Origin of the sequence: Sphingomonas sp. 67-41, from assembly GCF_001899725.1 — a bacterium.
Classification (GTDB): Bacteria; Pseudomonadota; Alphaproteobacteria; order Sphingomonadales; family Sphingomonadaceae; genus Sphingomonas; species Sphingomonas leidyi.
Map to the genome: position 1 here is coordinate 471,985 of NZ_MKWJ01000022.1, position 25,676 is coordinate 497,660.

Here is a 25,676-nt window from a genome sequence, read left to right on the forward strand (position 1 = left end):
TGGGGTGACGAAGCGAAACAACGGGCCTAATCCCATCGCCCATGGCAGAGGATCGCACCGGGCAGACCGCCGTCCTGTTCATCTCCGCGCGCACGGGGGAAGACGCCGAGGGCTATGCGATAGCCGCCGCGGCGATGGACGCGCTCGCCGCCGAGCAGCCCGGCTATCGCGGCGTCGACCATGTCGGCAACGCGGACGGCCAGGCAATCACCATCAGCTATTGGGCCGACGAGGCCAGCGCGATCGCGTGGCGCAAGCATCCCGAACATGCCGAGACGCGCGAGGCGGGGCGCGGACGCTGGTATGGCTGGTACATGCTCCACGTCGCCACGATCGGGCGGAGCTACAGCTGGGAGCGGAAATGAAGTTCCGGCGCTTCGACCGGACCTTCGCGCTGCTCTTCACCGTGATGCTGGCGATAGCGGCCGGCAATACCGCGCTGCAATCGGTGCTGCCCGCGCTCGGCCGCTCGCTGCATGCGCCGGACAGCGCCGTCGCCGCCGTCTTCTCGGTCTCCGCGCTGCTCTGGGTGGTCGCCGCGCCCATCTGGGCCAACCGGTCCGACCGGCATGGCCGGCGCGCGATGGTATTGGTGGGCGTGGGCGGCTTCACCGTGTCGCTGGGCCTGTGCGGGCTGTGCCTGGCCATGGGGATCAACGGCCTGCTCGGCCCGGTGGCCACCTTCATCGCCTTTGTCGCGGGGCGGGTGATCTACGGCACCTTCGGATCGGCGGCGCCGCCCGCGGTGCAGGCGATCGTCGCCGGCCGCACCAGCCGCGAGGAGCGGACCGGCGCGCTCACCCTGCTCGCCTCGGCATTCGGGCTGGGCACGATCCTGGGCCCGGCGATCGCGCCCTATCTGGTGATGGGGCGGCTCTGGCCGGAGGGGCCGATGATCGGGCTCGCCGGGCCGGCCTTCGCCGCCAGCGCGGTAGGCGTGGTGATCTGGATCGCCGCTGCGCGCGGGCTGCCCAAGGACGAGGGCGACGCCCATGGCGCCGCCACTTCCTATCCCTCGATCGGCGGGCAGGGGACCGGCGCCACGGTGACCGCCGCCACCGCAGCCGAGACCAGCGAGAACATCCGCTATTTCGATCCGCGCATCCGGCCCTGGATCGTCGCGGGGCTGATCATCGGCCATGCCCAGGCGATGACCGGCCAGGCGATCGGCTTCCTGATCATCGACCGGATGCATCTGCCCCCGACCGAGGCGCTGCAGCCGACCGGGCTGGTGCTGATGCTGGGCGCGGGCGCGTCGCTGCTCGCGCAATGGGGGCTGATCCCGATGCTCGACCTGCGCCCGCGCGCGCTGGTGCTGACGGGGGCGACGCTGGGAGCGCTTGGCTGCGTCGCGACGGGCACGGCGACGACGCTGTACGGCATCGCGCTGGGCTATGCGCTGATCGCGCTCGGCATGGGCTTTGCCCGGCCGGGCTTCACTGCCGGCGCCTCGCTGGGCGTGGGCCCGGAATCGCAGGGATCGGTGGCGGGCAAGGTGACCTCCGTGAACGGCGCGGCATTCGTGCTCGGGCCGTCGATCGGCGTGGGCCTGTACGAACTGTGGCGGCCGCTGCCCTATCTGACCGCGGCGGGATGGCTGGCATGCCTGCTGGTCTATGCCTGGGTGGCGACGCGACGAGCGGCATGACCCTGCTCCCCTCCCTGGAAAGGAGGGGAGCAGGAGGTCAATCCGCGCCCTTCGGCCCGTGCCCGCGCAGCATGCCGGGGGCAATGAAGCCGATCGGCTGGATCGCCGAGGCCTGCTGCTTCAGCCGGCCCGACATCGCCTGATACTCCTCCTCCATCTCCGGCGTGACCGTGGCGCGCGAATCGGCGAGCGCCTCGTCGAAATGCGCCATCGTCACTTCGCGGGTGTCGAGCGACTGGCGGAGCGCGATCAGGCCGGCCCGGCGAACCACGTCCTCCAGATCGGCGCCGGTATAGCGCTCGGTCTGCCCCGCGATCGATCGCAGGTCGACATCCGCGGCGAGCGGCATCTTCTCCGTCTGGATCTCCAGGATCCGCTCGCGCCCGGCAGCATCGGGCACGCCGACATAGACCAGTTCGTCGAACCGCCCCGGGCGGAGCAGCGCCGGGTCGATCAGGTTCGGCCGGTTGGTCGCGCCGATCACCACCACCGATTGCAGTTCCTCGAGCCCGTCCATCTCGGAGAGGATCGTGTTGACCACGCGCTCGGTCGCCTGGGGCTCGCCCAGGCCGCCGCCGCGCGCGGGAACCAGCGAATCGAGCTCATCGATGAAGACCACGCAAGGCGCGACCTGGCGCGCGCGGGCGAACAGCCGGGCGATCTGCTGCTCGCTCTCGCCATACCATTTCGACAGCAGGTCGCTCGACTTGGTGGCGATGAAATTCGCCTCCGCCTCGCGTGCCACCGCCTTGGCGAGCAAGGTCTTGCCGGTGCCGGGCGGGCCATAGAGCAGGAAACCCTTGGCCGGGCGGATGCCGAGGCGGCGGAAGGCGTCGGGATCCTTGAGCGGCAGCTCCACGCCTTCCCTCAGCCGCATCTGCGCATCGTCGAGCCCGCCGACATCCTCCCAGCGGACGCGCGGCGCCTCGACCATCACTTCGCGCATCGCCGAGGGCTGGACGCGCTTCAGCGCCTCGAGGAAATCCTCGCGCGTGACCGACAGCGTATCGAGCACCTCGTGCGGAATCGTGCCTTCCGCCAGGTTGAGCTTGGGCATGATCCGGCGCACCGCCTCGATCGCCGCCTCGCGGGCGAGCGCGGAGAGGTCGGCGCCGACGAAACCATAGGTGGTGCGCGCCAGCTCGCCGAGATCGACCTTGTCGCCGAGCGGCATGCCGCGCGTGTGGATGCCCAGGATTTCGCGGCGGCCGCGCTCGTCGGGCACGCCGACGATGATCTCGCGGTCGAACCGGCCCGGCCTGCGCAGGGCTTCGTCGATCGCGTCGGGCCGGTTGGTCGCGGCGATGACCACGATGTTGGCGCGCGATTCGAGCCCGTCCATCAACGTGAGCAGCTGGGCGACCAGGCGCTTCTCCGCCTCGCCCGATACCTGGCCGCGCTTGGGGGCGATCGAATCGATCTCGTCGATGAAGACGATCGACGGGGCCGCCTTGGCCGCGTCCTCGAAGACCTGACGCAGCCGGCTCTCGGATTCGCCATAGGCAGAACCCATGATCTCCGGGCCGTTGATCAGGAAGAATTGCGCGTCCGATTCGTTCGCGACGGCACGGGCGAGGCGCGTCTTGCCGGTGCCGGGCGGGCCGTGCAGCAGCACGCCCTTGGGCGGATCGACGCCCAGACGCTGGAACAGCTCGGGATAGCGCAGCGGCAGTTCGACCATCTCGCGCAGCTGGTCGATCGTGCCGGCCATGCCGCCGATATCGTCATAAGTGACATCGGCGCGCCGGCCATCGCCCGCGGCCTCCTCATATTCGGGGCGCAGCTCGACCTCGGTATTCTCGTCGATATGGACGATGCCCTTGGGGCTCGCCGCGACGACGGTGAGCCGGATCTCCTGCAGCGCATAGGCCGGTGCGCGGAGGAACTGAGCGACCTGGGGCGGGATGTCGGCACGCTGCTGGCCGGCGGTGGCGACGACATCGCCCTGGGCCAGCGGGCGCTGGAAGAAGACGCGCTTCAGCGCCTCGCCGCTGCCCTGGAGGCGCAGATTCTGCTGGGCGGGCGCGAACACCACCCGCGTCGCCGGCTTGGACACGGCCTTGCGCACTTCGACGAAATCGCCGGAGCTGGCGCCCGCATTGGCACGCTGGAGCCCGTCGATGCGCAGGATCTCGAGGCCCTCGTCCTCGGCATAGGGCAGCACGGCGAGCGCGGGAGTGGCGCGCTTGCCGACGATCTCGATCACATCGCCTTCGGCAAGGCCGAGCCGCGCCATCAGCGCGCGCGGCAGATGCGCGAGGCCCCGGCCACTGTCCTCGGGCCGGGCATTGGCAACCTGCAGCCTGGCGGGCTGCCCTTCTTCGTCCGCCATCCTATCGTTCTCCCCAGGCGTGTGAGACGCGGAACGTGGGGGATCGACTGCACAAAAAAAAGGCCGATCACGAGGACCGGCCGGGAAAGTTTTAGGAGAGGATGCCTGAAAGGCAGGTGCTTTGTGCAATGCGGTCGGTTTTTGTGCAAGTGCGAAAAGAAACATTAACGCGTGCACGGCTTGCAATCGCGCGTGTGTACAACGATAGTCGCGTTCGAGTGACGGATGCCATTGGCGGCACGCGAATCACACGCCAAGGATCGTGACGCAGCGCAACAAAAAGAGAGCGAAATGCGACGACTACCCCCGCTTACGGCAATCGAGGCTTTCGTGCAGGTGGCGCGGCTCGGCTCGATCAAGGCCGCCGCGGAGGAGCTGGCGCTCTCCTCGCCCGCGCTGAGCCGTCGCGTCCAGGCGCTCGAGCGCTTCATCGGCAAGCCGCTGTTCGAGCGCCGGCACCAGGCGCTGCGCCTCAACGACGATGGCGAGCGGCTGCTCGGCATGATCGCGCCGGCGCTCGACACCATGGCCGACGCGGTGGAGACGATGACCAGCGGCACCGAGCTGCTGCGTCTGCGCCTGGGCATCCTGCCGCTTTTCGCGACGCAGCGGCTGATGCCGCACATGGGCGACCTGAAGCGCGAGCATCCCGAGCTGCATCTCGACGTCGATACCGGCGCGCACGCCGTGGCGCGGCTCGGCGACGGGCTCGACGCCGCGATCGTGGTGGCGCGCGACATCGATCCGACGCTCTACGCCAAGCGGCTCGACCGGAACCGCGTCTATGTGATCGGCGCGCGCGCGCTGGTGGAAGGGCCCGATCCCATCACCCGGCCCGAGCAGCTTTCGAAGCTGACCGCGCTGGTGCACCGCGACATGGCGGACACGTTCACCGCCTGGCGCGCCGCGGCGGGGCTGTCGCACCTGGAGATCGAGCCCGCGGCGATCGACCATTTCGATTCGGGCACATTGATGCTCGAAGCGGCGGCGCAGGGGCTGGGTGTCGCCTTCATGCTCGAATCGCATTTCGAGGCGGCGCGCGACGACCGGCTCGTCCAGCTCTTCGACCTGACCGTGGACAGCGACTACAGCTACTGGTTCGTCTGCCGGCCGCGCGCGCTGACCACGCGGCCGGTGAAGCTGTTCCACGACTGGCTGATCGAAGTGCTCCACGCCGACCGGGTGGAATAGGCAAGGCTCGGCCCCTCCCCGAAAGAGGAGGGGCTGAAGGGAAATCAGGCCTCGGTGTGCGCCTTGACGATCTTGCCCGGATTGCGCGGCGGCTCGCCCTTGGGAAGCGCGTCGACATGCTCCATGCCTTCGGTCACCACGCCCCAGACGGTGTACTGGCCGTCGAGGAAAGTGGCATCGTCGAGACAGATGAAGAACTGCGAGTTGGCGCTGTTCGGGTCCATGGTGCGCGCCATCGAGCAGACGCCGCGGACATGCGGCTCGCGGCTGAACTCGGCCGGCAGGTTGGGCAGCTTCGAGCCGCTCGTGCCGGTGCCGGTGGGGTCGCCGCCCTGGGCCATGAAGCCGTCGATCACGCGGTGGAAGATCACCCCGTCATAGAAGCCCTCATCGGCGAGAGTGGCGATGCGCTCGACATGCTGGGGGGCGAGATCGGGGCGCAGCTGAATGTGCACGTCGCCGGTATCGAGGGTCATGACGAGCTTGGTGGGTTCGGACACGAATGGACTCCTGAGAACGATTTGCGCCCTGCCTAGGCGGGCTTCCGGCGACTTGCAAATCGCGCCCGGCAATGGCAGCGGCGAAAGGGGGCCGACAAGGGAGGTCGAACCTTGAGCGAGACCGAACTTCAAATGGATAGCAGCGCGCCCGAGCCCCAGCTCGACGAGGACGACCGGCTGCGGCCCGAGTTCGTCCATGCGGTGCTCGATGCCGTCCATGCCGGCGATTCCGCCCGCGCGCACACGCTGGCCGAACCGCTTCATCCCGCCGACATCGCCGACCTGGTCGAGCTCGCGCCCACCGAGGAACGCGCGGCGCTCGTCGCCGCGATCGCCGACCTGATCGACGGCGACGTGCTTGCCGAAATGAACGACTGGGTGCGCGAGGCCCTGGTCGAATCGCTCACCGCCACCCAGGTGGCGGACATCGCCGCCGAACTCGATACCGACGACGCCGTCGCGATCATCGAGGACATGGATGTCGAGGACCAGCGCGAGGTGCTGCGCGCGCTCGACCCGGACGACCGCGCCGCGATCGAGGAAGCGCTCTCCTATCCCGAGGAGTCCGCCGGCCGCCTGATGCAGCGCGAGCTGATCGCGGTGCCCGAGCATTGGACCGTCGGCGACGTGCTCGACTATCTGCGCAAGAACGAGGATCTCACCACCGATTTCTGGGAGATCTTCGTGGTCGATCCGGCGCACAAGCCGGTCGGCACCTGCCAGCTTTCCTGGGTGCTGCGCACGCCGCGCGTCGTCTCGATGGGCGACGTGATGAAACGCGAGCAGACGCTGATCCCGGTCGACATGGACCAGGAGGAAGTGGCGCTGCGCTTCCAGAAATACGCGCTGATCTCGGCAGCGGTGATCGATCCCAGCGGGCGCCTGGTCGGCATGATCACGGTGGACGACGTGGTCCACATCATCTCCGAAGAGGCGGGCGAGGACATTCTCCGCCTGTCGGGCGCCGGCGAAGGCGACATCAACGAGCCGGTGGTCGACAGCTACAAGGGCCGCGTGCGCTGGCTGCTCACCAACCTGCTCACCGCGCTGGTGGCGGCGACGATCATCAGCCTGTTCGAAGGCACGATCCAGAAGATGGTCGCGCTGGCCGCGCTGATGCCGATCGTCGCCGGCGTGGGCGGCAATGCCGGCACCCAGACCATGGCGGTGACGGTGCGTGCGCTCGCCACCAACCAGCTCACCCAGTCCAACACGTTGCGCGCGATCCGGCGCGAGATCTCGATCGCGGTCCTCAACGGCCTGACCGTCGCCTGCGTGATCGGCACCGCGGTGGGGCTGTTCTTCCACCATGCCGCGCTGGGCGGCGTGATCGCGGCCGCCATGCTCACCAATATCGTGATCGCGGGACTGGCCGGCGTGATCGTGCCGCTCACGCTCGACCGGCTGAAGGCCGACCCCGCCGTCGCCAGCTCGATCTTCGTGACCATGACGACCGATTCGATGGGCTTCCTGGCCTTTCTCGGCCTCGCCACCGCCAGCGGCCTGGTCGGTTGATTGCGGCGCCCGCGCGCACCAGATTGATCGCGTGCCACTTCATCTGACCAAGGTCGCCTTTGGCTGCGACTCCGTAGACTATCTCGCCCAGCGCCTCGCCGCGCGCGGCGGCACCTGGGGCCTTGCCACCCGCTATCTCCCCAAGCGCCACGAGGAGATCGGCGGGGAGGGGTCGCTCTTCTGGATCCTCAAGCACCAGCTGGTCGGGCGCACGCCGATCGTCGGATTCGGCGAGGCCGAGGGCGGGCGCACCGCGATCCTGATGGAGCCGCGCCTGATCCTGGTCGCCGCGCGCCCCAAGCGCGCGCATCAGGGCTGGCGCTATCTCGAGGCGAAGGACGCACCCCCCGATCTCGGCGAAGCCGGGGCGGGGCTGGACGAACTGCCGCCCGCGCTGATGGGCGAGCTGGCGGGGCTGGGGCTGATCTGACGCGAGCGCGGGACGGCTGCTAGTTCACCAGCAGCGGATAGGCGTTGCGGAACGCCGCGACCTTGGGCTTGTCCCACCGCACGATATAGGGATGGGTGGGGTTCCGCCAGAAGAAGTCCTGGTGATAGGCCTCGGCCGGATAGAAGCTGCCGGTCTCCAGCCTGGTCACGATCGGACGGGGAAAGGCCTTTGCCCGGGTCAGCTGCTCGATATAGGCGGCCGCCACCCGGCGCTGCTCCTCGTCCTGCGGGAAGATCGCGGAGCGATAGGAGGGGCCGCGGTCCGGGCCCTGGCGATTCAACTGCGTCGGATCGTGCGCCACCGAGAAATAGATGCGCAGCAGCGTGCCGTAGCTGACCTTCCGCGGATCATAGGCGATCCGCACCGCTTCGGCATGGCCGGTCTTTTCGGTCGAGACCTGGGCATAGGTGGCGGTGCCGGCGGTGCCGCCCGCATAGCCCGAGGTCACCGAATGCACGCCCTTCACCGACTGGAAGACGGCCTCCATCCCCCAGAAGCACCCGCCGGCGAGCACCGCGACCTGCTCGCCCTTGCTCGGCTTCACGTCGAGCGCGGGGACGGGAACGGGCACCGCGCGCTCGACCACCCCGGCGCCCGAAAGCGCGCCGGGCGCAAGGAACAGTGCGGCTCCGAGAAGCGCGGCAACGGAGAGCGACCATTTGAGCATGGCCGCAATGTCGGGCTTGTTCGCTCTCAGCGCAAGGCCGCGCAGGCTTCCTGGATCCGGCCGCACGCTTCGGTGAGCAAGGCTTCCGACGTCGCATAGCTGATCCGCAGCGCCGGCGAGAAACCGAACGCGCCGCCATGTACCGCGGCCACCCGCGCCTCGTCGAGCAGATAGCCGACCATTTCCTCGTCGGTGGCGATCACCTGGCCCTTGGGCGTGGTCTTGCCGATCAGCTGGCCGAACTCGGGATAGACGTAGAAGGCGCCTTCCGGACGCGGGCAGTGCATGCCGTTGATCTGGTTGAGCATCGACACGACGAGATCGCGGCGGCCCTGGAAGGCGGCGACGCGCTCCTTGAGGAAGCTCTGGTCGCCGTTCAGCGCCGCGACCGAGGCCGCCTGGCTGATGCTCGACGGGTTCGAAGTCGACTGCGACTGGAGCTTGCCCATCGCCTTGATCAGCCAGGCCGGGCCACCCGCATAGCCGATGCGCCAGCCGGTCATCGCATAGGCCTTGGACACGCCGTTGGCCGTGAGCGTGCGATCGTAGAGCGCGGGGCAGACCTGGGCGATCGTGGCGAATTCGAAGCCGTCGTACAGGATGTGCTCGTACATGTCGTCGGCATAGATCAGCACGTGCGGGTGCCGCTCGAGCACTTCGCCCAGCGCCTTGAGCTCGGCTGCGCTATAGGCGGCGCCGGTCGGGTTGGACGGCGAGTTCAGCACCACCCACTTGGTCTTCGCGGTGATCGCCGCCTCGAGCTGCGCGGGCTTGATCTTGTAGCCCTCGGAAGCGCCCGCCGCGATGAACACCGGCGTGCCGCCGGCGAACTCGACCACGTCGGGATAGCTGACCCAATAGGGCGCCGGGATCACCACTTCGTCGCCCGGGTCGATCGTCGCGCAGAAGGCGTTGAACAAGGTGTGCTTGCCGCCCGAATTCACGCTGATCTGGTTCTCGGCATAGGCGAGGCCGTTGTCGCGGCCGTACTTGGCGATGATCGCCTGCTTCAGCTCGGGCGTGCCGTCGACATTGGTGTATTTGGTCTTGCCGGCGCGGATCGCCTCGATCGCCGCTTCCTTGACGAAATCGGGCGTGTCGAAATCGGGCTCGCCGGCGCCCAGGCCGATCACGTCGATTCCCTGGCGCTTCAGCTCGAACACCCGGCTCGTCATCGCGAGGGTGGCGGAGGGCTGGATGCGATTGAGCGCGGCCGAGGTCTGCATGAAAGGCGCCTTTTCCGATAAGGGAGACGGCGCGCCTATAGGACCGGGCTCGCGGCCTCCGCAACCGTTACCGCTGAAACCAGTCCGCGCAGCGCATTGCCGATGTAGAAGCCGCCCGCCAGATCGGCCGGCGTCAGATCGCCTTCCACCGCGCGGCCGGTCTCGATCAGCTCGGCGCGCAGCACGCCGGGGAGCAGGCCGCGGGAACGGGGCGGCGTGACGAGCATGCCGTCGCGCTCGACGAAGATCGACGTGAAACTGCCTTCGGTCAGATAGCCGACCGCATCGGTGAACAGCACTTCCCAGGCGCCCGAAGCGCGGCGTGCTTCGTCATGGAAAGCCCGGCGGCTGGTCTTGTGCGCCAGGCGGAAGTCGTCCGGCGCGACTTTCCGGGGGGCGATCGCGACCGGTACTGGGCCGGCCGGCGCTTCGGGCAGGGGCGCGATGCCGATGGCGATGGCGCCCGAAGGCGCGAGCAGCAGGCGCACGCGCGCGGGCGCGCGCAGCCGGAAAGTGGCAGCCTGCAGTTCGTTGCGCGCCGCGTGGCGATCGAACTCGAAGCCGAACGTCCTGGCGCTTGCCTTCATCCGCGCGAGATGCCGCTCGAGCAGGGGCAGGCCGGCGAGCGGATCGAAGCGCATCGTCTCGATCAGGTCGAACGGCACCTCGCCGGACGTGACGAAGGCGCCCTTGGCCAGGCACTCGTCCCATTCCTCGGCAGCGTTCGAATCGGCAACCACGCCCGATCCTAACCCGAGCAGCGCGCGCTCCGCACCCGTTTCGATCGTCAGCGTGCGGATCGCGACGTTGAACAGGGCGGAGCCGTCCGGCTCGATCGCGCCGATCGCGCCGGTATAGACGCCGCGGGCATCCCGCTCGACTTCGGCGATCACTTCCATCGCCCGCAGCTTGGGCGCGCCGGTGACGGAACCGCAGGGGAACAGGGCGGCAAGCGCATCGACCGCCGCGACGCCCGGTGCCGGCTCGGCAGTGACGGTCGAGACCATCTGGTGGACGGTGGGATAGCGCTCGACCGCGAACAGCGCCGGCACGCGCACCGTGCCCGGCCGCGCGATACGGGCAAGATCGTTGCGCATCAGGTCGACGATCATCAGATTCTCGGCGCGCTGCTTGGGATCGGCGGCGAGTTGCGCGGCGAGGGCATCGTCCTCGGCCGGAGTGGCGCCGCGGCGGGCGGTGCCCTTCATCGGCTTCACGGCGAGCCCGATGCGGTCGAACGTGAAGAAGAGTTCGGGCGAGAAGGAGAGGATCCAGCGCTCCCCGGTGAAGATCAGGGCACCATAGCCCGCGCGCGCGCGCGAACGCAGCAGCGCGTAGAGCGCCGCGGGATGCCCGGCAAAGGGCACCGCCGCACGGAAGGTGAGGTTCGCCTGATAGATGTCGCCGGCGCCTATATAATCGGCGACGCGGGCAAACTGCCCCTGATAGTCGGCGCGGGTGATGGCCGGGACCGGTGCGCCGGCCCAGGCGCCGGCCGGATCCGGGAGCAGCGCGGCAGGATCCACCCGTACCCGCTCGGCGAATCTGCCGAACCACAGGCACAGGGCCGGCAGGTCTCGCGTCGCTGCCCGCGGCTCGAGGCCGGAGGCGGCCTCATAGTTCAACACCCCTGCGACATGGCCCGCGCCATCGCGCAGCCCGTCCAGCGCAGCCACCACGTCGCCGGGCGCAGCCGCCCGCACGATCTCCCGCACGCCATGATAGAGGCGCGCGCCCGCGCCGCCCGGACGGGCATCGTCGAGCAGCACGAAGGGAGTGTCGGGCAGGGTCATGCCGGCTCCCGCATGCAGCCCCGCGGCTGCCACGGCAAGCCCGTGTTGCCGCGGGAGGCGGCCACGCCTATCTCCGCGGCATGTCGAATCCCCCGATGCGCGCCGCGGTGATCCCGGTCACGCCGCTCCAGCAGAACTGCACGCTCCTGTGGTGCACCGAAACGATGCGCGGCGCATTCGTCGATCCGGGCGGCGACCTGGACAAGCTGCGCGCCGCCGCGAAGCAGCAGGGCGTGACCATCGAGAAGATCCTGGTGACGCACGGCCATATCGATCATTGCGGCGCCGCGGGCGAGTTCGCCAAGGAACTGGGCGTGCCGCTGGAAGGGCCGCACGAGGCGGACCGGTTCTGGATCGCCCGGCTCGACGAGGACGGGCGCACCTACGGCATCCGCGGCACCGTGTTCGAGCCCGATCGCTGGCTGGCGAATGGCGACCAGGTGACCGTGGGCAAGCTGACCCTCGACGTCTATCACTGCCCCGGCCACACGCCCGGCCATGTCGTGTTCCATCATCCCGAATCGCAATTCGCCTGTGTCGGCGACGTGCTGTTCCAGGGTTCGATCGGCCGCACCGATTTCCCGATGGGCAACCACCAGGACCTGATCGACGCGATCACCGGCCGGCTCTGGCCGCTCGGCGACGCGACGGTGTTCGTGCCGGGGCACGGGCCGCTCAGCAATTTCGGCCACGAGCGGAAGAGCAATCCCTTCGTGGCCGATTCGGTGCTGGCAAAGGCCTAGCTTCGCGGTCCGACCTTGAAGACCGTGGCCGGCGCCTCGCGATATTGGCTGCCGATATAGATGCCATAGGCGGCGAGGCCGAGCATCGTCAGCATGGTCAGCGCAATGCCGATGCGGCGGCCCAGGCCCCAGCCGTCCATGCCGAAGGCGTGGAGGATGCGGCCGAGGATCAGCGCCGCGCCGGCCCCCCACAGCCAGATGCTCGTCCCCGTCGCCAGCTCGACCAGCGCGAGCAGCACGAGAATCAGCGGGACATATTCGACGAAGTTCAGTTGCGCGCGCATGCGGCGGACCAGCCGATCGTCGCCGCCATCGCCGACGAAGATCTTTTCGGACATGCGGAGCCGGGCGATTCGCAAGGCCAGCCAGAAATTGACCACGGCGGCGGCGCCGGCGGTGCAGAGCGTCACGGGAAGAATGAGCATATAGAAGAGTCCCCTCCAGAGGCTTCCTCCTACACTCCCTTGCTTCCCCTGCAAGAATCGCTATACGCGCGCACTCGCTTTCGTGACCGTCCGCTGGTCCGGCGAGCGCCGGATCTTCCGTCGCTTGCCCGCTGGGCCATGCGGGCGTATCGCGATTTTGACTTTGGTTTCGTTAGAAGGTGCCGAAATGGCCGTTCCCAAGAGAAAGACTACGCCGTCGCGGCGTGGCATGCGTCGCGCTCACGACGCTCTGACGCCTCAGGCGTTCCAGGAGTGCCCGAACTGTGGCGAGCTGAAGCGTCCGCACGTGCTGTGCGGTTCGTGCGGCCACTATAACGGCCGCGAGATCGTTTCGGCCGAAGACTGATCGGCAACGATTGGGCCGAATCGCGCGGGGGCATGCGGGTATGACGAATTCCTCTCGAATCGCCGTCGATGCGATGGGCGGTGACGAGGGAATTGCGGTCATGCTCGCCGGTGTCGCCCGCGCGCGCCGCCGGTTCGAAGGCATGGAGTTCATCCTCGTCGGAGACGAGGGGCAGATCCGCGAGGGTCTGAAGAACCATCCGAACCTGACGGCCGCCTCCGAAATCGTCCATGCACCGGACGTCGTCGCCTCGGAAGAGAAGCCGAGCGCGGCGATTCGGCGCGCCAAGACCACGTCGATGGGGATCGCCATCGACCTGGTGAAGAAGGGGCAGGCCGGCGCCGCCGTCTCCTCGGGCAATACCGGCGCGCTGATGGCGATGGCCAAGCTGTCGCTGCGGACCATGCCCGGAATCGATCGCCCCGCGCTCGCCGCCCTGATGCCGACGCTGGGCGAGAACGACACGGTGATGCTCGATCTCGGCGCCAACACCGAAGTCGATGCGCGCAACCTCGTCCAGTTCGCGGTGATGGGCGCCGCTTATGCGCGCACCGCGCTCGACCTGGAGAATCCCCGCGTCGCGCTGCTCAACATCGGCACCGAAGAGATGAAGGGCACCGACTCGATCCGCGAAGCCGCGGCCGAACTGCGCGCCGCCGAGCATCTGCGCCTCGATTTCCGCGGCTTCATCGAGGGCAACAAGCTCTCGCGCGGCGATGTCGACGTGATCGTGTGCGACGGCTTCTCGGGCAATATCGCGCTGAAGACGGTGGAGGGCACCGCGCGCTTCGTGGCGGACCTGCTCAAGCGCGCCTTCTCCAGCTCGACTCGCTCGAAGATCGGCTTCCTGATCTCCAGGCCGGCGACCGAGCTGTTGCGCACGCATCTCGATCCCAACAACCATAATGGCGCCGTCTTCCTCGGCCTCAACGGCATCGTCGTGAAGAGCCATGGCAGCGCCAACGAACTCGGTGTCGACACCGCGATCGGCTTCGCGGCCAAGATGCTGCGCGACGATCTCAATCGCCGCATCGCCGAGGACCTCGGGAACTTCGAAGCAAAGGCGGCGTAGACACTTCAAGATGACCCTGCGTTCCGTCATCATCGGCACTGGTTCCGCCCTGCCGCCCCGCCGCGTTTCCAACGCCGAACTCGCCCAGGAAGTGGATACGAGCGACGAATGGATCGTCGAGCGCACGGGCATCCGCTTCCGGCACATCGCGGGGCCCGACGAGACCACCGGCACGCTGGCGGCCGAGGCGAGCAAGGCCGCGCTGGCCAATGCCGGCATCGCCGCCGCGGATATCGACCTGATCGTGCTCGCCACCGCGACGCCCGACCAGACCTTCCCGGCCACCGCCACCAAGGTCCAGGCCGCGCTCGGCATCCACGATTGCGTGGCGTTCGACGTCGCCGCGGTCTGCTCGGGCTTCCTCTATGCCGTGCAGGTCGCCGATTCGATGCTGCGCGCCGGCGTCCATAAGCGAGCGCTGGTGATCGGCGCGGAGACGTTCAGCCGCATCCTCGACTGGGAGGACCGCGCGACCTGCGTGCTGTTCGGCGACGGTGCCGGCGCGATCGTGCTCGAAGCGCAGGATTCGGCCGATGCGGGCGAGCGCGGGATTCTCTCGACCAAGTTGCACGCGGACGGCCGCTACAACGAGCTGCTCTACGTCGATGGCGGCCCCTCGACCACCCAGACCGTCGGCAAGCTGCGCATGAAGGGCCGCGAGGTGTTCCGCCATGCCGTGGTCAACCTCGCTTCGGTGATGCAGGAATCGCTCGCCGCCGCCGGACTCCAGCCCGGCGACGTCGACTGGGTGGTGCCGCACCAGGCCAATGCCCGCATCCTCGACGCGACGGCCCGCAAGCTCGACCTTGCGGCCGAGAAGGTGATCGTCACCGTCGACCAGCATGCCAACACCTCCGCCGCTTCGGTGCCGCTCGCGCTCGACACCGCGGTGCGCGACGGCCGCATCCGCCGGGGAGACCTGCTGGTGCTGGAGGCGATGGGCGGCGGCTTCACCTGGGGCGCCGCAGTGGTGCGTTTCTGATAGCTGCGAAAAAACGAAGATAATCGTTCCGGAGCCTCAATGTTCCCGTTTGCTGTGTCGAAACAATCTGATACGACCGACTCGACACAGTAGAACGCAAGGGGGAGTTGCCGCATGATGGCTGCGGGCACGCTGACCAGGGCCGATCTTGCCGAATCGCTGCATCGCGAGGTGGGCCTCTCGCGCGCCGACGCCGCGCGGCTGGTCGAGCAGATCCTGAGTCACATGTGCGAGGCGCTGGCCAAGGGCGAGAACGTCAAGATCTCCGGCTTCGGCAGCTTCATCCTGCGCGACAAGGGCGAGCGCGTGGGCCGCAATCCCAAGACCGGCGTCGAAGTGCCGATCGCGCCCCGCCGGGTGCTGACCTTCCGAGCAAGCCAGATGATGCGTGACCGCATCGTCTCGGCCGGCTGAGGGAAGCCGGAATGCCGGGGGCCGAAAAGGCTGCTGGCGCGCTAAGGACGATAGGGGAGCTCGCCCAGGAGATCGGGCGCCCCCAGCACATCCTGCGATATTGGGAAACCCGCTTCCCCCAGCTGCGCCCGCTCACCCGGGCGGGCAACCGGCGCTATTATCGCGCCGAGGACGTGGCGCTGGTGCGGCGGATCCACGACCTGCTCTCCAACCATGGCTACACCATCCGCGGCGTGCAGAAGCTGCTCGCGGCCGAGAAGGGCAGCCGCGCCGCGCGTGCCGCGGCGGGAACCAGCCCGGGCGTGGGCGGCGGAGACAAGCAAGGGCTGAAGACCGTCCGCGATTCGCTCGCCCGGGCGCTGGACGAGGATAGCTGAGCCCGGTCGGCACGGCCCCGGCTCAGGACGCGAACCACTATCTGATTTCCTGTGTCATCCCCGTCTGCGCGGGATGAGGGGGTTCGCTGAATGAGTCCCCGACCTAGCGATAGTCCGGCCCCAGCGTGGGATCGAGATCGCGGGGACGCGTGAAGCGTACCAGCTCGCCCTTGCCCGGCTTCACATCGGCCCAGCGCGCCACATCGAAACGCATCTCCGCCAGGCTCGCCGTGGGGAACTTCATCTCGACCGAGGCGCGCAGCGCATTCGCCCCCGCCAGCAGCAGCACCAGCTCCTCCAGCCCGGGATTGTGCCCCGAGAACAGCACCCGGCCGGCTCCATCGGGCAGCTCGTGCACCAGATCGAGCAGCGTGGCAGCCGAAGCGAGGTAGAGCCGCTGGTCCCAATGGGGCGCCAGCTCGCAACCATAGCCGGTGGCGACCTGGGCCAGCGTCTCGACCACGCGCGCAGCGGGCGAAGCGAGGACGTGATCGAACTCCAGCCCCTCGGCCTTGAGGTGGCGCCCCATCATCGCGGCGGCGCGCTGCCCCTTGGGGTTGAGCGGCCGATCGAAATCGCGCGCGACCGGATCGTCCCATCCCGACTTGGCGTGGCGCAGCAGCGTGAGCGTCTTCATGGAATCCCCGGTCAGGCGTTCGCGGGGGCCTCTTGCCCCAGCTTGGCGGCCAAGGAAAGCCGCACGCGCTCTACTGCCTGATCGAGCGTGACGCGCGTCACCCGCGTACCCGCCGGAAAGGCGTCGAGCAGGCGCGTGGGGCTGGCGGCGGAGAGCAGCACGAAGGTGCCGCGATCGTCGGCGCGGCGAATCAGCCGGCCGAATGCCTGGGCGAGTCGCGCCCGGACGATCCGGTCGTCATAGGCGGTGCCGCCCCCGGCCAGCCGGCGCGCGGCATGGAGCACGGTCGGCTTGGGCCAGGGAATGCCCTCCATCACCACCAGCCGCAGCGAATCGCCCGGCACGTCCACCCCGTCCCGCAGCGCATCGGTGCCGAGCAGCGAGGCGCGCGGATCGTCGCGGAAGATGTCGACCAGCGTGCCGGTGTCGATCGGATCGACATGCTGGGCAAGCAGCGGCAGCCCCTCGCGCGCCAGCCGGTCGGCGATTCGCGCATGGACGGCGCGCAGCCGCCGGATCGCCGTGAACAGCCCGAGCGTGCCGCCCTCGGCCGCGACCGCCAGCCGGGCATAGGCATTGGCGAGCCCGGGCATGTCGCCGCGCTTCACGTCGGTGACGATCAGCACTTCGGCCTGTTCGGCATAGTTGAACGGGCTCGCCGCCTCGAAGCGCTGGGCGGGGCGCATCAGATGGACGGCACCCGATCGCGCCTCCGCCACCTCCCAGTCGCCGCCGGCCCGCAAGGTCGCCGACGTGATCAGCGCACCATGCGCCTGTTTGAGCACGGTTTCGGCAAAGGGCTTGGAAGGATCGAGCCAGTGGCGATGGAGCCCGACATCATATTCGCGCCCCTCGACTCGATCGACCGCGAGCCAGTCGACGAACGCCGGATCGGCCGGGCCGCCGATCCGCGCGATCAGCGCGAGCCAGGCGCCCACGGTATCGGCGCGCCAGCCGAGCGACGCGACGGCGCCTTCGATCCGGGCGCGAGCGGCGCCGTCCATCCAGTCGGGCGCCTCGGTCAGCACTGCTTCGAGCCGGCGGCCGAGATGGACGAGCGGGCGGAGCAGCGCGTCGAGCGCCGCGCCGGCGGGACCGGCGGCCTCGACCAGGGCGGCGTCGGGCTCGGCCAGTTCGGTCTCCAGCCCATAGCCGGCATCGGCGGCGCCGTTGACGTCGCGGGCATAGACCAGCCCGCGCACCGCGGCGAGGAGATGCTCGACCGGGCCGAAGGGCTCGCCTTCGTTCAGGCGCTGGAGCCAGCCGTCGCTCGGCAGCGCACGGGCGGCATCCACGGCTTCGGCGATCGCCCGGCCGCCCTCCTCGTCATAGCTGGCGACGTCCGAGAGGCGCGCCGCCAAGCCCCGGCGGCGGCCCCTCGAACCCGATTCGGGACCCGTCACCCAGCGGCGGATCTCGATCGCTTCCTGCCCGGTGAGCGCGGCGGCGAACATCGCATCGGCCGCATCGAACAGGTGATGCCCCTCGTCGAACACATAGCGGGTGGGGCGATTCGCCGTCTCGCGGCCGCGTGCCGCGTTGACCATCACCAGCGCATGGTTGGCGATGACGATATCCGCATCCGCCGAGGCGCGGGCGGCACGCTCGATGAAGCACTTCCGATAATGCGGGCAGCCGGCATAGATGCACTCGCCGCGCCGATCGGTGAGCGCGGTCGAGCCGTTGCGGCGGAACAGGGTGGGGAGCCAGCCGGGCAGGTCGCCGCCGATCATGTCGCCATCCGCGGTATAGGCGGCCCAGCGCGCTACCAGCTGCGCCAGGATCGCCGCGCGGCCGGCAAACCCGCCCTGCAGCGCGTCCTCCAGGTTGAGCAGGCAGGCATAGTTCTCGCGCCCCTTGCGCGTGACGATCTTCTTCCTGCGTAGCGCGGGATCGGGGACGAGCCGTTCGCCCTCATGCCCCAATTGCCGCTGCAGCGCCTTGGTGAAGGTCGACACCCACACTGCGCCCCCGGCCTGCTCGGCCCAGAGCGAGGCGGGCGCGAGATAGCCGAGCGTCTTGCCGATGCCGGTGCCCGCCTCGGCCAGGACCAGATTGGGCGATTCGCGCATGTCGCGCGGGGCAAAGGCACCTGCCGCGGCGGCGGCATAGTCGCGCTGGCCCTGGCGGCGTTCGGCGGCGCTGCCGGTGAGCCGGGCAAGGCGATCGGCGATATCCGCATCGTTCAACGTCACCGTGCGCGGCGGCACGCGCGGCGGCTGCTCGTTCCATTCGGGCAGCTTCGAGAAGAGCCAGCGCTCGGCCTGGACCGGCTTGGCGACCGCCTGCGAAACGATGGGCGCCCAGGGCCAGCGCAGCCGGAACAGCGACTGCGCCGCATGCCATGCGCCCTCGCGCTCGGGCCAGTCCCCCTCGGCGATCGCGAGCAGGGCCTGGGCCGCCCGGCGCAGGAACGGTGCGACATCCGCATCGCTCGCGGGCGCTTCGAGCCCGGTGGCGCGGGCGAGCCCCTTGGGCGTCGGCACCATGAAGCGGGCGGGGCGGAGAAAGGCGAACAGCTCGAGCAGGTCGAGGCCGGAAAGCTCCGCATAGCCGAGCCGCTGCCCGACCAGCGGCGCGTTGAGCAGGATCACCGGCGTGTCCGCCGCGAGCCGGATCGCCTCGCCCCGGCTCATCGCGCGGCATTCGCCCTCGGGCGTGGCGAGCCAGACGCCGCCATGGCTGGCGTAGAGAGCGGGATAGGGGAGCATGTACGCCTTTCGTTCCCGATCTTCCTAGCCTCAGCCGGGGCGCAAAGTGAAGGGCGGCGGCCCAAATCATTTCACTTTGCCCGGCACCGCCCGGGCGGCTCGGTGAACATGGCGCGTGCCGCGGCCAGCGCGCCCTTCGGATCGACGCGGCGGATCGTGCCGACGAAACGGCCGCGAATTTTCGTCGCGATCAGTTCCATATGGGACTGAGTCGGGCCGGCGGCGATCGGCTATCGCCCCGCCCGTCGCATTCCGCCCACGGTCTTCGCGCCGGGCGGCCCCAGAAAAGAAACAGATCCGCCAATCCATTTTCCATGGGGAGTCTCATCATGTCCGATACCCTTCCTGCCTTTCCGAACATCGACAGCACCGACTGGTCGCCGCCGGCCCAGACCGATCCGATCGAGATGGCGCGCATCACCAAGCCGCTCGTCATCTATGCCGATGCCGACAACGCCAACTACCAGGACAATGTGTGGGACGAGCCGCGCGATTCGGGCTGGCCGCGCCTCAACAACTGGTGGGACAACAATGCGCCGGAGCCGCACCAGCTGGTGCTGCGCAAATTCTGGAAGCTGGTGCCCGGCACCTTCACCCATCTCTATCCCGGCACGCACCTGCAGAAGAGCTGGGCCTATGAGCATGGCATCTCGACGACCGACACCGAGTCGCTGACGGTGCAGATGGGCTTTTCCGGCGGCGGCGTCAGCGCGGGGGTGAGCGCCACGCTCTCGCATTCGGTGACGATCAACGACAAGCAGACCTCCACCATCCAGTTCAACGTCGATCCGCCCGCCTCGGGCACGCGCGTCTGGATGCTCTGGGACCTGATGTACGAATTCATGATCGTGAAGACGGGCACCAACGAGATCATTCCGACGGGCCGCTATCATGGCGATGTCGATTTCAACAATGACGACCATTATTCGGGCGCCTATCTCGACTATCGCTGGACGCACCTGACCATCTCGTCGGGCATATTGTGCCCGCAGGACAAGGTGTTCGCCTGATCCCGGCGCCGGCCTCCCGCCCGGCGCGGGAGACCGGGTTCGCCGCGGCGCTGGCCCCGCGCGCCCGTCTCGGCTAGAGGCGCGCGGTTATGACCGATACGAACGCCCTGCGCGCCGCCGCGCTCGACTCCAAGGCCTGGCCCTATGAAGAGGCGCGCAAGCTGGTGAAACGCTATCCGGAGGGCAAGCCCGACGGATCGCCGATGCTGTTCGAGACCGGCTACGGCCCGTCGGGCCTGCCGCATATCGGCACCTTCCAGGAAGTGCTGCGCACCACCATGGTGCGCCATGCCTATGAGGAGATGACCGGGCTGCCGACGCGGCTCGTCACGTTCAGCGACGACATGGACGGCCTCCGCAAGGTCCCGGACAATGTGCCGAACCAGGCGCTGCTTGCCGCGAATCTCGGCAAGCCGCTGTCGCGCGTCCCCGATCCCTTCGAGAAATATGAGAGCTTCGCCGCGCACAACAATGCGATGCTGCGCGAGTTTCTCGACCGGTTCGGCTTCGAATATGAATTCGCCTCCTCGACCGACTATTACGCGAGCGGCCGTTTCGACGAGACGCTGCGCGCGGTGCTGCGCAACTATCGGGCGATCATGGACGTGATGCTGCCGACGCTGCGCGCCGAGCGCCAGGCGACCTATTCGCCGGTGCTGCCGGTGAGCCCGAAGAGCGGCGTGGTTCTTCAGGTGCCGGTGGAAGTGGTCGATGCCGAAGCGGGGATCATCCGCTTCGTCGACGGGGGGGAGACGATCGAGCAGTCGATCTTCGGCGGCACGGCCAAGCTCCAGTGGAAGCCCGACTGGGGCATGCGCTGGGCCGCGCTCGGCGTCGATTACGAGATGTACGGCAAGGACCTGATCGACAGCGGCGTGCAGAGCGGCAGGATCGCCCAGGTGCTGGGCGGCAAGCGGCCCGAGGGGCTGATCTACGAGCTGTTCCTCGACGCCAAGGGCGAGAAGATCTCCAAGACCAAGGGCAACGGCCTCTCGATCGAGGAATGGCTGACCTATGGTCCGGACGAGAGCCTGGCCTTCTACATCTATCGCGAGCCGAAAAAGGCCAAGTCGCTGCACTTGGGGCTGATCCCGCGCGCAATCGAGGAATATTGGCAGTTCCGCGCCAATTATCCCACGCAGGAGATCGCCCAGCAGCTCGGCAACCCGGTGCACCACATCCACAACGGCCAGGTGCCGGCCGAGACGCTGCCGGTGACCTTCGGGCTGTTGCTCAACCTGGTCAGCCTGCCTGGCGTGGGCAATCGCGAGACGATCTGGGGATTCCTGCGCCGCTATTCGCCGGAGCTCTCGCCCGAATCGCATCCCGAGCTCGACCGGATGGTGGGCTATGCGATCCGCTACGCCCGCGACTTCGTCGAGCCGACGCTCCAGCGCCGGGTGCCGAGCGAAGCCGAGGCGGGGGCATTGCGCCAGCTCGACGAACAGCTCGCGGCGCTGCCGGAGCATGCCTCGGCCGAGGACATCCAGAACATCGTCTACGAGATCGGCAAGACCGATGCGTTCGCGAACCTGCGCGACTGGTTCAAGGCGCTCTACGAGACCTTGCTGGGCAGCGAGCAGGGGCCGCGCATGGGCAGCTTCATCGCGCTCTACGGGATCGAGAACAGCCGCAAGCTGATCGCCGAGGCGCTGGCCCGGGCCTGAGCGCTCAGCGCGCCGGCGCCTGCCAGGCGAGCGCCGCCGGCGCGCCGGTGCCGGGCAGGCGGGTGGCGGAAACGCCGGCCGCCTCCAGCCGCGCGATCACCATATCGGCATGCCGGCCCGACACGCCGATCGGCAGATGCAGGCGCCGCGCGCCCCAGATCGCGGTGTCGAGCGCGGCAAGGCCCTCGGCATCGGGCGCATCGCCCTCGAAGCCGACCGGCGGCAGCGGCGCGGCGGGCGGGAGCAGCGTCACCTGCCAGTCCGGCACGGTGGCGGCGACGCGCTGCTCGAGCGCGCGGTAGCTGGCGAGCGAGGCGCCGGGCAGCGGGGCCGCACGCACTTCGGCGCGCCGCGCCGCTCCGTCGAGCAGGATGCCGTTCTCGTCGCCCGCCACCAACGCCAGCCGGTCGCGCAGCAGATCCGCTTCGGACCGTTCGCGCTCGCGCGACTGGGCCGCCGCGATCTGCGCCGATTCGCTCGCGCCGCTCTCGCCGCCGACGCGGACCTGGTCGACGTGCACGTCCACCGCATGACCGAGCGCCGCCCGGATCGCCGCGCCGGCACGGGCATCGCCGTCCGGGCGCAGCGCGGGGGTGAACACCACCGCGCGGATCCGCTCGGGCCGCCCTGCGAAATCGATGTCGAGCTGGCTGATCCGCGCCTCGCGCGGGAAGCTGGCGCGAATCGCCTCGCGCACCTGGCGCTGGGCCACCGCTTCCCAGGCGATCTGCCGCAGCGCGATGGCCAGCGGCACCGCCAGCGCCACCAGCCCGACGATGATCAGCAAGCCCTGCAGCCGGGTCTGGGACGGCGAGAGATGGCCGCCGAACCCGTAGAGCCGGGCCATGACCGCCGCGGTGAGCGCGATGGTGACGAGGTTGGTCAGGAACAGCAGCAGCGCACCGCCGGCCACGGTGCCGTTCAGCGTCGCGACGCCGAAACCCACCACTGCGAGCGGCGGCATGAGCGCAATGGCGATCGCCACGCCCACCACCGTCTCGCCGCGCCCGCGGATCAGCGCATAGCCGCCCGCCACCGCCGAGAGCAGGGCAACGAGCAGGTCGAACAGATTGGGCTTGGTCCGCGCCGCGATCTCGCTCGTCACCGTCTGGACCGGCGAGAGTGCGACGAAGCCGGCGCACAGCACCACCGCGATCGCCGCGCCGGCCGCCAGGGCAAGGGCGGCGCGGCGGATCTCGGCCAGGTCGAAGGTGGCGATGCCGAAGCCGAGGCCGATGATCGGCATCATCAGCGGCGAGATCAGCATCGCGCCGATCAGCACGGCGGAGGATGGCAGCAACAGCCCGAGGATCGCGATCAGCCCCGAAACGACGACGAGGAAGGCATAGCGCCCGCTGAATCCGGAATCGGCCTGCACCCGCGCGAGCACCGCGCCATGCTCGACCGAGCCCACGACCACGCGGCGCCACCAGCGCCAGGGCATGACGTGCGCATGCGAAGGGGAGGGCCGGTCCATCCCCAAAGGCTACGGGCTTTGCAGTGCGACATCCACCCCATAGAACGGCGGCGCCAGGCAGACAGGGAGGCGACGGGCCGCGCATGACCAGGATCGAGGAAACCGCCGAGACGCTCGCCAAGGCTCCCACCCGGGCCGAATCGGCGCTGCGCGACTTTCTGAGGAGCGAGGCCTCGGGCGGCATCATCCTGATCGCCGCCGCCATCCTCGCGATGATCGCCGCCAATGTTCCCGGCATCGCGGAAACCTATTTCCACACGCTCCACCGCGAGATCGGCCCCACGCTCTCCGCCGTGCACGGGCCGATGACGGTGCATCTGTGGATCAATGACGGACTGATGGCGGTGTTCTTCCTGCTCGTCGGGCTGGAGATCAAGCGCGAGTTCGTCGACGGCCGGCTCGCCAGCTGGGAGCGCCGCCGCCTGCCGGTGGTGGCCGCGGCCGCCGGCATGATCGGCCCGGCGATCGTCTATCTTGCCATCGCCGGGGGCACGCCCGGCCTGGCCAATGGCTGGGCGATTCCGGCCGCGACCGACATCGCCTTCGCGATCGGCGTGCTCGCGATCCTGGGCAGCCGCGCGCCGGCATCGCTCAAGCTGTTCCTCACCACCGTGGCCATCGTCGACGACATGGGCGCGGTGGTGATCATCGCGCTTGCCTATACCGCGCATATCAGCACCCTGGCACTGGCCGGCGCGGCGATCGTGCTCGCCACCATGTACGTGCTCAACCGCAGCGGCGTGCGGCGGTTGTGGATCTACCTGCTGCTCGCCCTGCTGCTCTGGTATCTGGTGTTCCTGTCCGGCATCCATGCGACCGTCGCCGGCGTGGCGGCCGCGATGACGATCCCGATCGTCAAGTCGCCCGGCCATCCCGACGACGCCGCTTCGCCGCTCCACCGGCTCGAGCATGCGCTGCATCCCTGGTCGGCCTATCTGATCGTGCCGCTGTTCGGCTTCGCCAATAGCGGCGTCTCCCTGGCCGGCGTCTCGCCCGCGGTGCTGCTCGCGCCGCTGCCGCTGGGCATCGCGCTCGGCCTGTTCCTCGGCAAGCAGCTGGGCATCTTCGGCAGCATCTGGATCGCGGTACGGACCGGCTTCGCGACGCGCCCGGGCGGCTGGCGCCAAATCTATGGCGTGTCGCTGCTCGCCGGCATCGGCTTCACCATGAGCCTGTTCATCGGCGGCCTGGCATTTCCCGACCGTCCCGAGCTGATCGACCAGGTGAAGATCGGCGTGCTGGCCGGCTCGCTCCTGTCGGCGATCGCCGGCTATCTCGTCCTGCGCTCGGCGAGCACCGCCACCACCAGCACCGCGAATCCGCCGAGCGACAGCAGCGCCCCCACCCAGCCGGTCGACGTCCAGCCATAGCCGGCCGCGATGGCCAGCCCGCCCAGCCAGGGGCCGAGCGCGTTGGCGAAGTTGAACGCCGAATGGTTGAGCGAGGCGGCGAGCCCCTGCGCCTCGCCCGCCACGTCCATCAGCCGGGTCTGCAATACCGCGCCGAGCGCACCCAGGAATCCGATCGCGGCGATGTCGAGCGCCAGGCTCCACAGCTGGCCGGCGGCAAGGGGATAGAGCGCGAGCGCCACCGCGCTGCCCAGCAGCAGCGCCGCCGCCGTCGGCATCAGCGCGCGATCGGCGAACTTCGGCACGACGATGCTGCCGGCAGTCGCGCCGATGCCGAATATGGCGAGGACCACCGGGATCATGCCGGGCGCGGCGCCGGTCACTTCCAGCATGGTCGAGGCGACATAGGTGTAGACGCAGAACATCCCGCCAAAGCCGATCGCGCTGATGCCGAGCGTGAGCCACACCTGGCCGTTGGCGAGCGCGCCCAGCTCCTTGAGCGGGCTCGCCCCCCTTTGCGGCGGATCGCGGGGGGCAAGGGCCGCGACCAGCGCCACGGTCGCAAGTGCCAGCGCGCCGACCACCACGAAGCCCCAGCGCCAGCCCACGGCCTGGCCCAGCCAGTTGGCGAGCGGCACGCCCAGGATCGTCGCCACGGTGAGCCCCAGCATCACCCGCCCGACCGCCTGGGACCGCTTGTTGACCGGCACCAGCGAAGCGGCAACCAGGGCGGCCATGCCGAAATAGGCGCCATGCGGCAGCCCCGAAAGGAAGCGGAACAGCAGCAGCCAGCGATAGTCCGGCGCAAGCGCGCTCAGCGTGTTGAACAGCGCGAAGCCGGTCATCAGCAGGAGCAGCGTCAGCCGGCGCGACAGCTTGGCCGCCGCCACCGCGATCAGCGGCGCCCCCACGACCACCCCGAGCGCATAGGCGCTGATGACATGGCCGGCGCTGGGCACGTCGATCTTCAGCCCTTCCGCCATATAGGGTACCAGGCTCATCGTCGCGAATTCGGTGGTGCCGATCGCGAAGCCGCCCATCGCCAGCGCGAAATGGACGAGGCCGACATTGTGGGTGCGAGGAGCGGGGGCGTGCATGCGCCTCAAGTGCGTATGCTGCACT

Annotated in this window: 25 protein-coding genes; 14 read left to right on the forward strand and 11 right to left on the reverse strand. The window is 69.0% G+C overall.

Going from position 1 to position 25,676, the window contains the following annotated elements:
- The first annotated feature begins 41 nt into the window (after window positions 1–41).
- Both BGP17_RS13125 and BGP17_RS13130 read left to right on the forward strand, forming a co-directional pair.
- A complete protein-coding gene (locus tag BGP17_RS13125) occupies window positions 42–365 on the forward strand; it encodes an antibiotic biosynthesis monooxygenase family protein (protein WP_286712327.1) in 324 nt (107 codons plus the stop codon).
- On the forward strand, window positions 362–1,648 hold the full coding sequence (locus tag BGP17_RS13130; protein WP_286712328.1) for an MFS transporter: 1,287 nt from the start codon (window positions 362–364) through the stop codon (window positions 1,646–1,648). Before BGP17_RS13125 ends, BGP17_RS13130 begins: the two co-directional genes overlap by 4 nt.
- Before the next feature lie 37 nt (window positions 1,649–1,685).
- Here the strand turns inward: BGP17_RS13130 and BGP17_RS13135 are convergent, their stop codons facing one another.
- Window positions 1,686–3,980 carry a CDC48 family AAA ATPase gene (locus tag BGP17_RS13135; protein ID WP_167300095.1) on the reverse strand — a complete coding sequence of 765 codons (2,295 nt, stop codon included), beginning with the start codon at window positions 3,978–3,980 and terminating at the stop codon, window positions 1,686–1,688.
- A gap of 291 nt (window positions 3,981–4,271) precedes the next feature.
- Between BGP17_RS13135 and BGP17_RS13140 the strand changes: the two genes are divergently transcribed.
- Window positions 4,272–5,171, forward strand: coding sequence for a LysR substrate-binding domain-containing protein (locus tag BGP17_RS13140; RefSeq protein ID WP_086127741.1), 900 nt, complete (start codon window positions 4,272–4,274; stop codon window positions 5,169–5,171).
- 44 nt (window positions 5,172–5,215) lie between these two features.
- Here BGP17_RS13140 and BGP17_RS13145 read toward each other — a convergent pair whose 3' ends face one another.
- Entirely contained in the window at window positions 5,216–5,647 is a 432-nt protein-coding gene (locus tag BGP17_RS13145; protein WP_208413657.1) for a peptidylprolyl isomerase, read from the reverse strand.
- A 135-nt stretch (window positions 5,648–5,782) separates the two neighbouring features.
- Between BGP17_RS13145 and mgtE the strand changes: the two genes are divergently transcribed.
- Together mgtE and BGP17_RS13155 are read left to right on the forward strand one after the other, a co-directional pair.
- Entirely contained in the window at window positions 5,783–7,186 is a 1,404-nt protein-coding gene (gene mgtE, locus BGP17_RS13150; RefSeq protein ID WP_167300093.1) for a magnesium transporter, read from the forward strand.
- A gap of 31 nt (window positions 7,187–7,217) precedes the next feature.
- Window positions 7,218–7,616, forward strand: coding sequence for a DUF1489 family protein (locus tag BGP17_RS13155; protein ID WP_167300092.1), 399 nt, complete (start codon window positions 7,218–7,220; stop codon window positions 7,614–7,616).
- Between the two features lie 19 nt (window positions 7,617–7,635).
- Here BGP17_RS13155 and msrA read toward each other — a convergent pair whose 3' ends face one another.
- From msrA to pabB, 3 genes are read right to left on the reverse strand one after another with little or no spacing between them, the layout of a single operon-like run.
- Window positions 7,636–8,304: a peptide-methionine (S)-S-oxide reductase MsrA gene (gene msrA, locus BGP17_RS13160; RefSeq protein WP_167300091.1), complete on the reverse strand. Its 669-nt coding sequence runs from the start codon at window positions 8,302–8,304 to the stop codon at window positions 7,636–7,638.
- Between the two features lie 26 nt (window positions 8,305–8,330).
- Entirely contained in the window at window positions 8,331–9,530 is a 1,200-nt protein-coding gene (locus tag BGP17_RS13165; protein ID WP_286712329.1) for a pyridoxal phosphate-dependent aminotransferase, read from the reverse strand.
- Between the two features lie 35 nt (window positions 9,531–9,565).
- On the reverse strand, window positions 9,566–11,323 hold the full coding sequence (pabB, locus tag BGP17_RS13170; protein WP_286712330.1) for an aminodeoxychorismate synthase component I: 1,758 nt from the start codon (window positions 11,321–11,323) through the stop codon (window positions 9,566–9,568).
- A gap of 80 nt (window positions 11,324–11,403) precedes the next feature.
- Here pabB and BGP17_RS13175 point away from each other — a divergent pair, with 80 nt between their 5' ends.
- A complete protein-coding gene (locus BGP17_RS13175) occupies window positions 11,404–12,066 on the forward strand; it encodes an MBL fold metallo-hydrolase (RefSeq protein ID WP_167300088.1) in 663 nt (220 codons plus the stop codon).
- Here the strand turns inward: BGP17_RS13175 and BGP17_RS13180 are convergent.
- Window positions 12,063–12,491: an MAPEG family protein gene (locus tag BGP17_RS13180; protein ID WP_167300087.1), complete on the reverse strand. Its 429-nt coding sequence runs from the start codon at window positions 12,489–12,491 to the stop codon at window positions 12,063–12,065. The genes BGP17_RS13175 and BGP17_RS13180 overlap by 4 nt on opposite strands.
- A 187-nt stretch (window positions 12,492–12,678) precedes the next feature.
- Between BGP17_RS13180 and rpmF the strand changes: the two genes are divergently transcribed.
- The 5 genes from rpmF to BGP17_RS13205 all read left to right on the forward strand — a co-directional run bounded on the left by rpmF (window position 12,679) and on the right by BGP17_RS13205 (window position 15,703).
- On the forward strand, window positions 12,679–12,858 hold the full coding sequence (gene rpmF / locus BGP17_RS13185; RefSeq protein WP_086127748.1) for a 50S ribosomal protein L32: 180 nt from the start codon (window positions 12,679–12,681) through the stop codon (window positions 12,856–12,858).
- 40 nt (window positions 12,859–12,898) lie between these two features.
- A complete protein-coding gene (gene plsX / locus BGP17_RS13190; protein ID WP_167300086.1) occupies window positions 12,899–13,930 on the forward strand; it encodes a phosphate acyltransferase PlsX in 1,032 nt (343 codons plus the stop codon).
- A 10-nt stretch (window positions 13,931–13,940) separates the two neighbouring features.
- Window positions 13,941–14,912 (forward strand): beta-ketoacyl-ACP synthase III, encoded by a 972-nt coding sequence (locus BGP17_RS13195; RefSeq protein WP_167300085.1) that lies wholly within the window; start codon window positions 13,941–13,943, stop codon window positions 14,910–14,912.
- A 114-nt stretch (window positions 14,913–15,026) separates the two neighbouring features.
- Entirely contained in the window at window positions 15,027–15,326 is a 300-nt protein-coding gene (locus BGP17_RS13200) for an integration host factor subunit alpha (protein ID WP_086127751.1), read from the forward strand.
- 11 nt (window positions 15,327–15,337) lie between these two features.
- The gene (locus BGP17_RS13205) at window positions 15,338–15,703 is read left to right on the forward strand and encodes a MerR family transcriptional regulator (RefSeq protein ID WP_167300084.1); all 366 of its coding nucleotides are present in this window, start codon (window positions 15,338–15,340) and stop codon (window positions 15,701–15,703) included.
- Window positions 15,704–15,806: 103 nt separating this feature from the next.
- Here BGP17_RS13205 and BGP17_RS13210 read toward each other — a convergent pair whose 3' ends face one another.
- The 3 genes from BGP17_RS13210 to BGP17_RS13220 all read right to left on the reverse strand — a co-directional run bounded on the left by BGP17_RS13210 (window position 15,807) and on the right by BGP17_RS13220 (window position 19,251).
- Window positions 15,807–16,340, reverse strand: coding sequence for a SixA phosphatase family protein (locus tag BGP17_RS13210; protein WP_167300083.1), 534 nt, complete (start codon window positions 16,338–16,340; stop codon window positions 15,807–15,809).
- 11 nt (window positions 16,341–16,351) lie between these two features.
- Entirely contained in the window at window positions 16,352–19,051 is a 2,700-nt protein-coding gene (locus BGP17_RS13215; RefSeq protein WP_286712331.1) for an ATP-dependent DNA helicase, read from the reverse strand.
- Between the two features lie 71 nt (window positions 19,052–19,122).
- Window positions 19,123–19,251 (reverse strand): hypothetical protein, encoded by a 129-nt coding sequence (locus tag BGP17_RS13220; protein WP_286712332.1) that lies wholly within the window; start codon window positions 19,249–19,251, stop codon window positions 19,123–19,125.
- A 129-nt stretch (window positions 19,252–19,380) separates the two neighbouring features.
- Here BGP17_RS13220 and BGP17_RS13225 point away from each other — a divergent pair, with 129 nt between their 5' ends.
- Window positions 19,381–20,061 (forward strand): hypothetical protein, encoded by a 681-nt coding sequence (locus tag BGP17_RS13225; RefSeq protein WP_286712333.1) that lies wholly within the window; start codon window positions 19,381–19,383, stop codon window positions 20,059–20,061.
- A gap of 89 nt (window positions 20,062–20,150) precedes the next feature.
- Window positions 20,151–21,728, forward strand: coding sequence for a lysine--tRNA ligase (locus BGP17_RS13230; RefSeq protein ID WP_286712334.1), 1,578 nt, complete (start codon window positions 20,151–20,153; stop codon window positions 21,726–21,728).
- A 4-nt stretch (window positions 21,729–21,732) separates the two neighbouring features.
- Here the strand turns inward: BGP17_RS13230 and BGP17_RS13235 are convergent, their stop codons facing one another.
- Window positions 21,733–23,205 (reverse strand): DUF389 domain-containing protein, encoded by a 1,473-nt coding sequence (locus tag BGP17_RS13235; protein ID WP_286712335.1) that lies wholly within the window; start codon window positions 23,203–23,205, stop codon window positions 21,733–21,735.
- 83 nt (window positions 23,206–23,288) lie between these two features.
- Between BGP17_RS13235 and nhaA the strand changes: the two genes are divergently transcribed.
- On the forward strand, window positions 23,289–24,575 hold the full coding sequence (gene nhaA / locus BGP17_RS13240) for a Na+/H+ antiporter NhaA (RefSeq protein ID WP_286712336.1): 1,287 nt from the start codon (window positions 23,289–23,291) through the stop codon (window positions 24,573–24,575).
- Here nhaA and BGP17_RS13245 read toward each other — a convergent pair.
- Window positions 24,476–25,651 carry an MFS transporter gene (locus BGP17_RS13245; protein ID WP_286712337.1) on the reverse strand — a complete coding sequence of 392 codons (1,176 nt, stop codon included), beginning with the start codon at window positions 25,649–25,651 and terminating at the stop codon, window positions 24,476–24,478. The genes nhaA and BGP17_RS13245 overlap by 100 nt on opposite strands.
- Window positions 25,652–25,676 lie beyond the last annotated feature (25 nt).

Coding starts and splice junctions, on each gene's coding strand:
- msrA (WP_167300091.1), bottom strand. CDS start 8,304: ATGCTCAAATGGTCGCTCTCCGTTGCCGCGCTTCTCGGAGCCGCACTG.
- BGP17_RS13205 (WP_167300084.1), top strand. CDS start 15,338: ATGCCGGGGGCCGAAAAGGCTGCTGGCGCGCTAAGGACGATAGGGGAG.
- BGP17_RS13135 (WP_167300095.1), bottom strand. CDS start 3,980: ATGGCGGACGAAGAAGGGCAGCCCGCCAGGCTGCAGGTTGCCAATGCC.
- BGP17_RS13215 (WP_286712331.1), bottom strand. CDS start 19,051: ATGCTCCCCTATCCCGCTCTCTACGCCAGCCATGGCGGCGTCTGGCTC.
- BGP17_RS13175 (WP_167300088.1), top strand. CDS start 11,404: ATGTCGAATCCCCCGATGCGCGCCGCGGTGATCCCGGTCACGCCGCTC.
- BGP17_RS13200 (WP_086127751.1), top strand. CDS start 15,027: ATGATGGCTGCGGGCACGCTGACCAGGGCCGATCTTGCCGAATCGCTG.
- BGP17_RS13230 (WP_286712334.1), top strand. CDS start 20,151: ATGACCGATACGAACGCCCTGCGCGCCGCCGCGCTCGACTCCAAGGCC.
- BGP17_RS13225 (WP_286712333.1), top strand. CDS start 19,381: ATGTCCGATACCCTTCCTGCCTTTCCGAACATCGACAGCACCGACTGG.
- BGP17_RS13220 (WP_286712332.1), bottom strand. CDS start 19,251: ATGGAACTGATCGCGACGAAAATTCGCGGCCGTTTCGTCGGCACGATC.
- rpmF (WP_086127748.1), top strand. CDS start 12,679: ATGGCCGTTCCCAAGAGAAAGACTACGCCGTCGCGGCGTGGCATGCGT.
- BGP17_RS13235 (WP_286712335.1), bottom strand. CDS start 23,205: ATGGACCGGCCCTCCCCTTCGCATGCGCACGTCATGCCCTGGCGCTGG.
- BGP17_RS13130 (WP_286712328.1), top strand. CDS start 362: ATGAAGTTCCGGCGCTTCGACCGGACCTTCGCGCTGCTCTTCACCGTG.
- BGP17_RS13145 (WP_208413657.1), bottom strand. CDS start 5,647: ATGACCCTCGATACCGGCGACGTGCACATTCAGCTGCGCCCCGATCTC.
- BGP17_RS13125 (WP_286712327.1), top strand. CDS start 42: ATGGCAGAGGATCGCACCGGGCAGACCGCCGTCCTGTTCATCTCCGCG.
- BGP17_RS13210 (WP_167300083.1), bottom strand. CDS start 16,340: ATGAAGACGCTCACGCTGCTGCGCCACGCCAAGTCGGGATGGGACGAT.
- BGP17_RS13180 (WP_167300087.1), bottom strand. CDS start 12,491: ATGCTCATTCTTCCCGTGACGCTCTGCACCGCCGGCGCCGCCGCCGTG.
- BGP17_RS13140 (WP_086127741.1), top strand. CDS start 4,272: ATGCGACGACTACCCCCGCTTACGGCAATCGAGGCTTTCGTGCAGGTG.
- plsX (WP_167300086.1), top strand. CDS start 12,899: ATGACGAATTCCTCTCGAATCGCCGTCGATGCGATGGGCGGTGACGAG.
- BGP17_RS13165 (WP_286712329.1), bottom strand. CDS start 9,530: ATGCAGACCTCGGCCGCGCTCAATCGCATCCAGCCCTCCGCCACCCTC.
- nhaA (WP_286712336.1), top strand. CDS start 23,289: ATGACCAGGATCGAGGAAACCGCCGAGACGCTCGCCAAGGCTCCCACC.
- pabB (WP_286712330.1), bottom strand. CDS start 11,323: ATGACCCTGCCCGACACTCCCTTCGTGCTGCTCGACGATGCCCGTCCG.
- BGP17_RS13195 (WP_167300085.1), top strand. CDS start 13,941: ATGACCCTGCGTTCCGTCATCATCGGCACTGGTTCCGCCCTGCCGCCC.
- BGP17_RS13245 (WP_286712337.1), bottom strand. CDS start 25,651: ATGCACGCCCCCGCTCCTCGCACCCACAATGTCGGCCTCGTCCATTTC.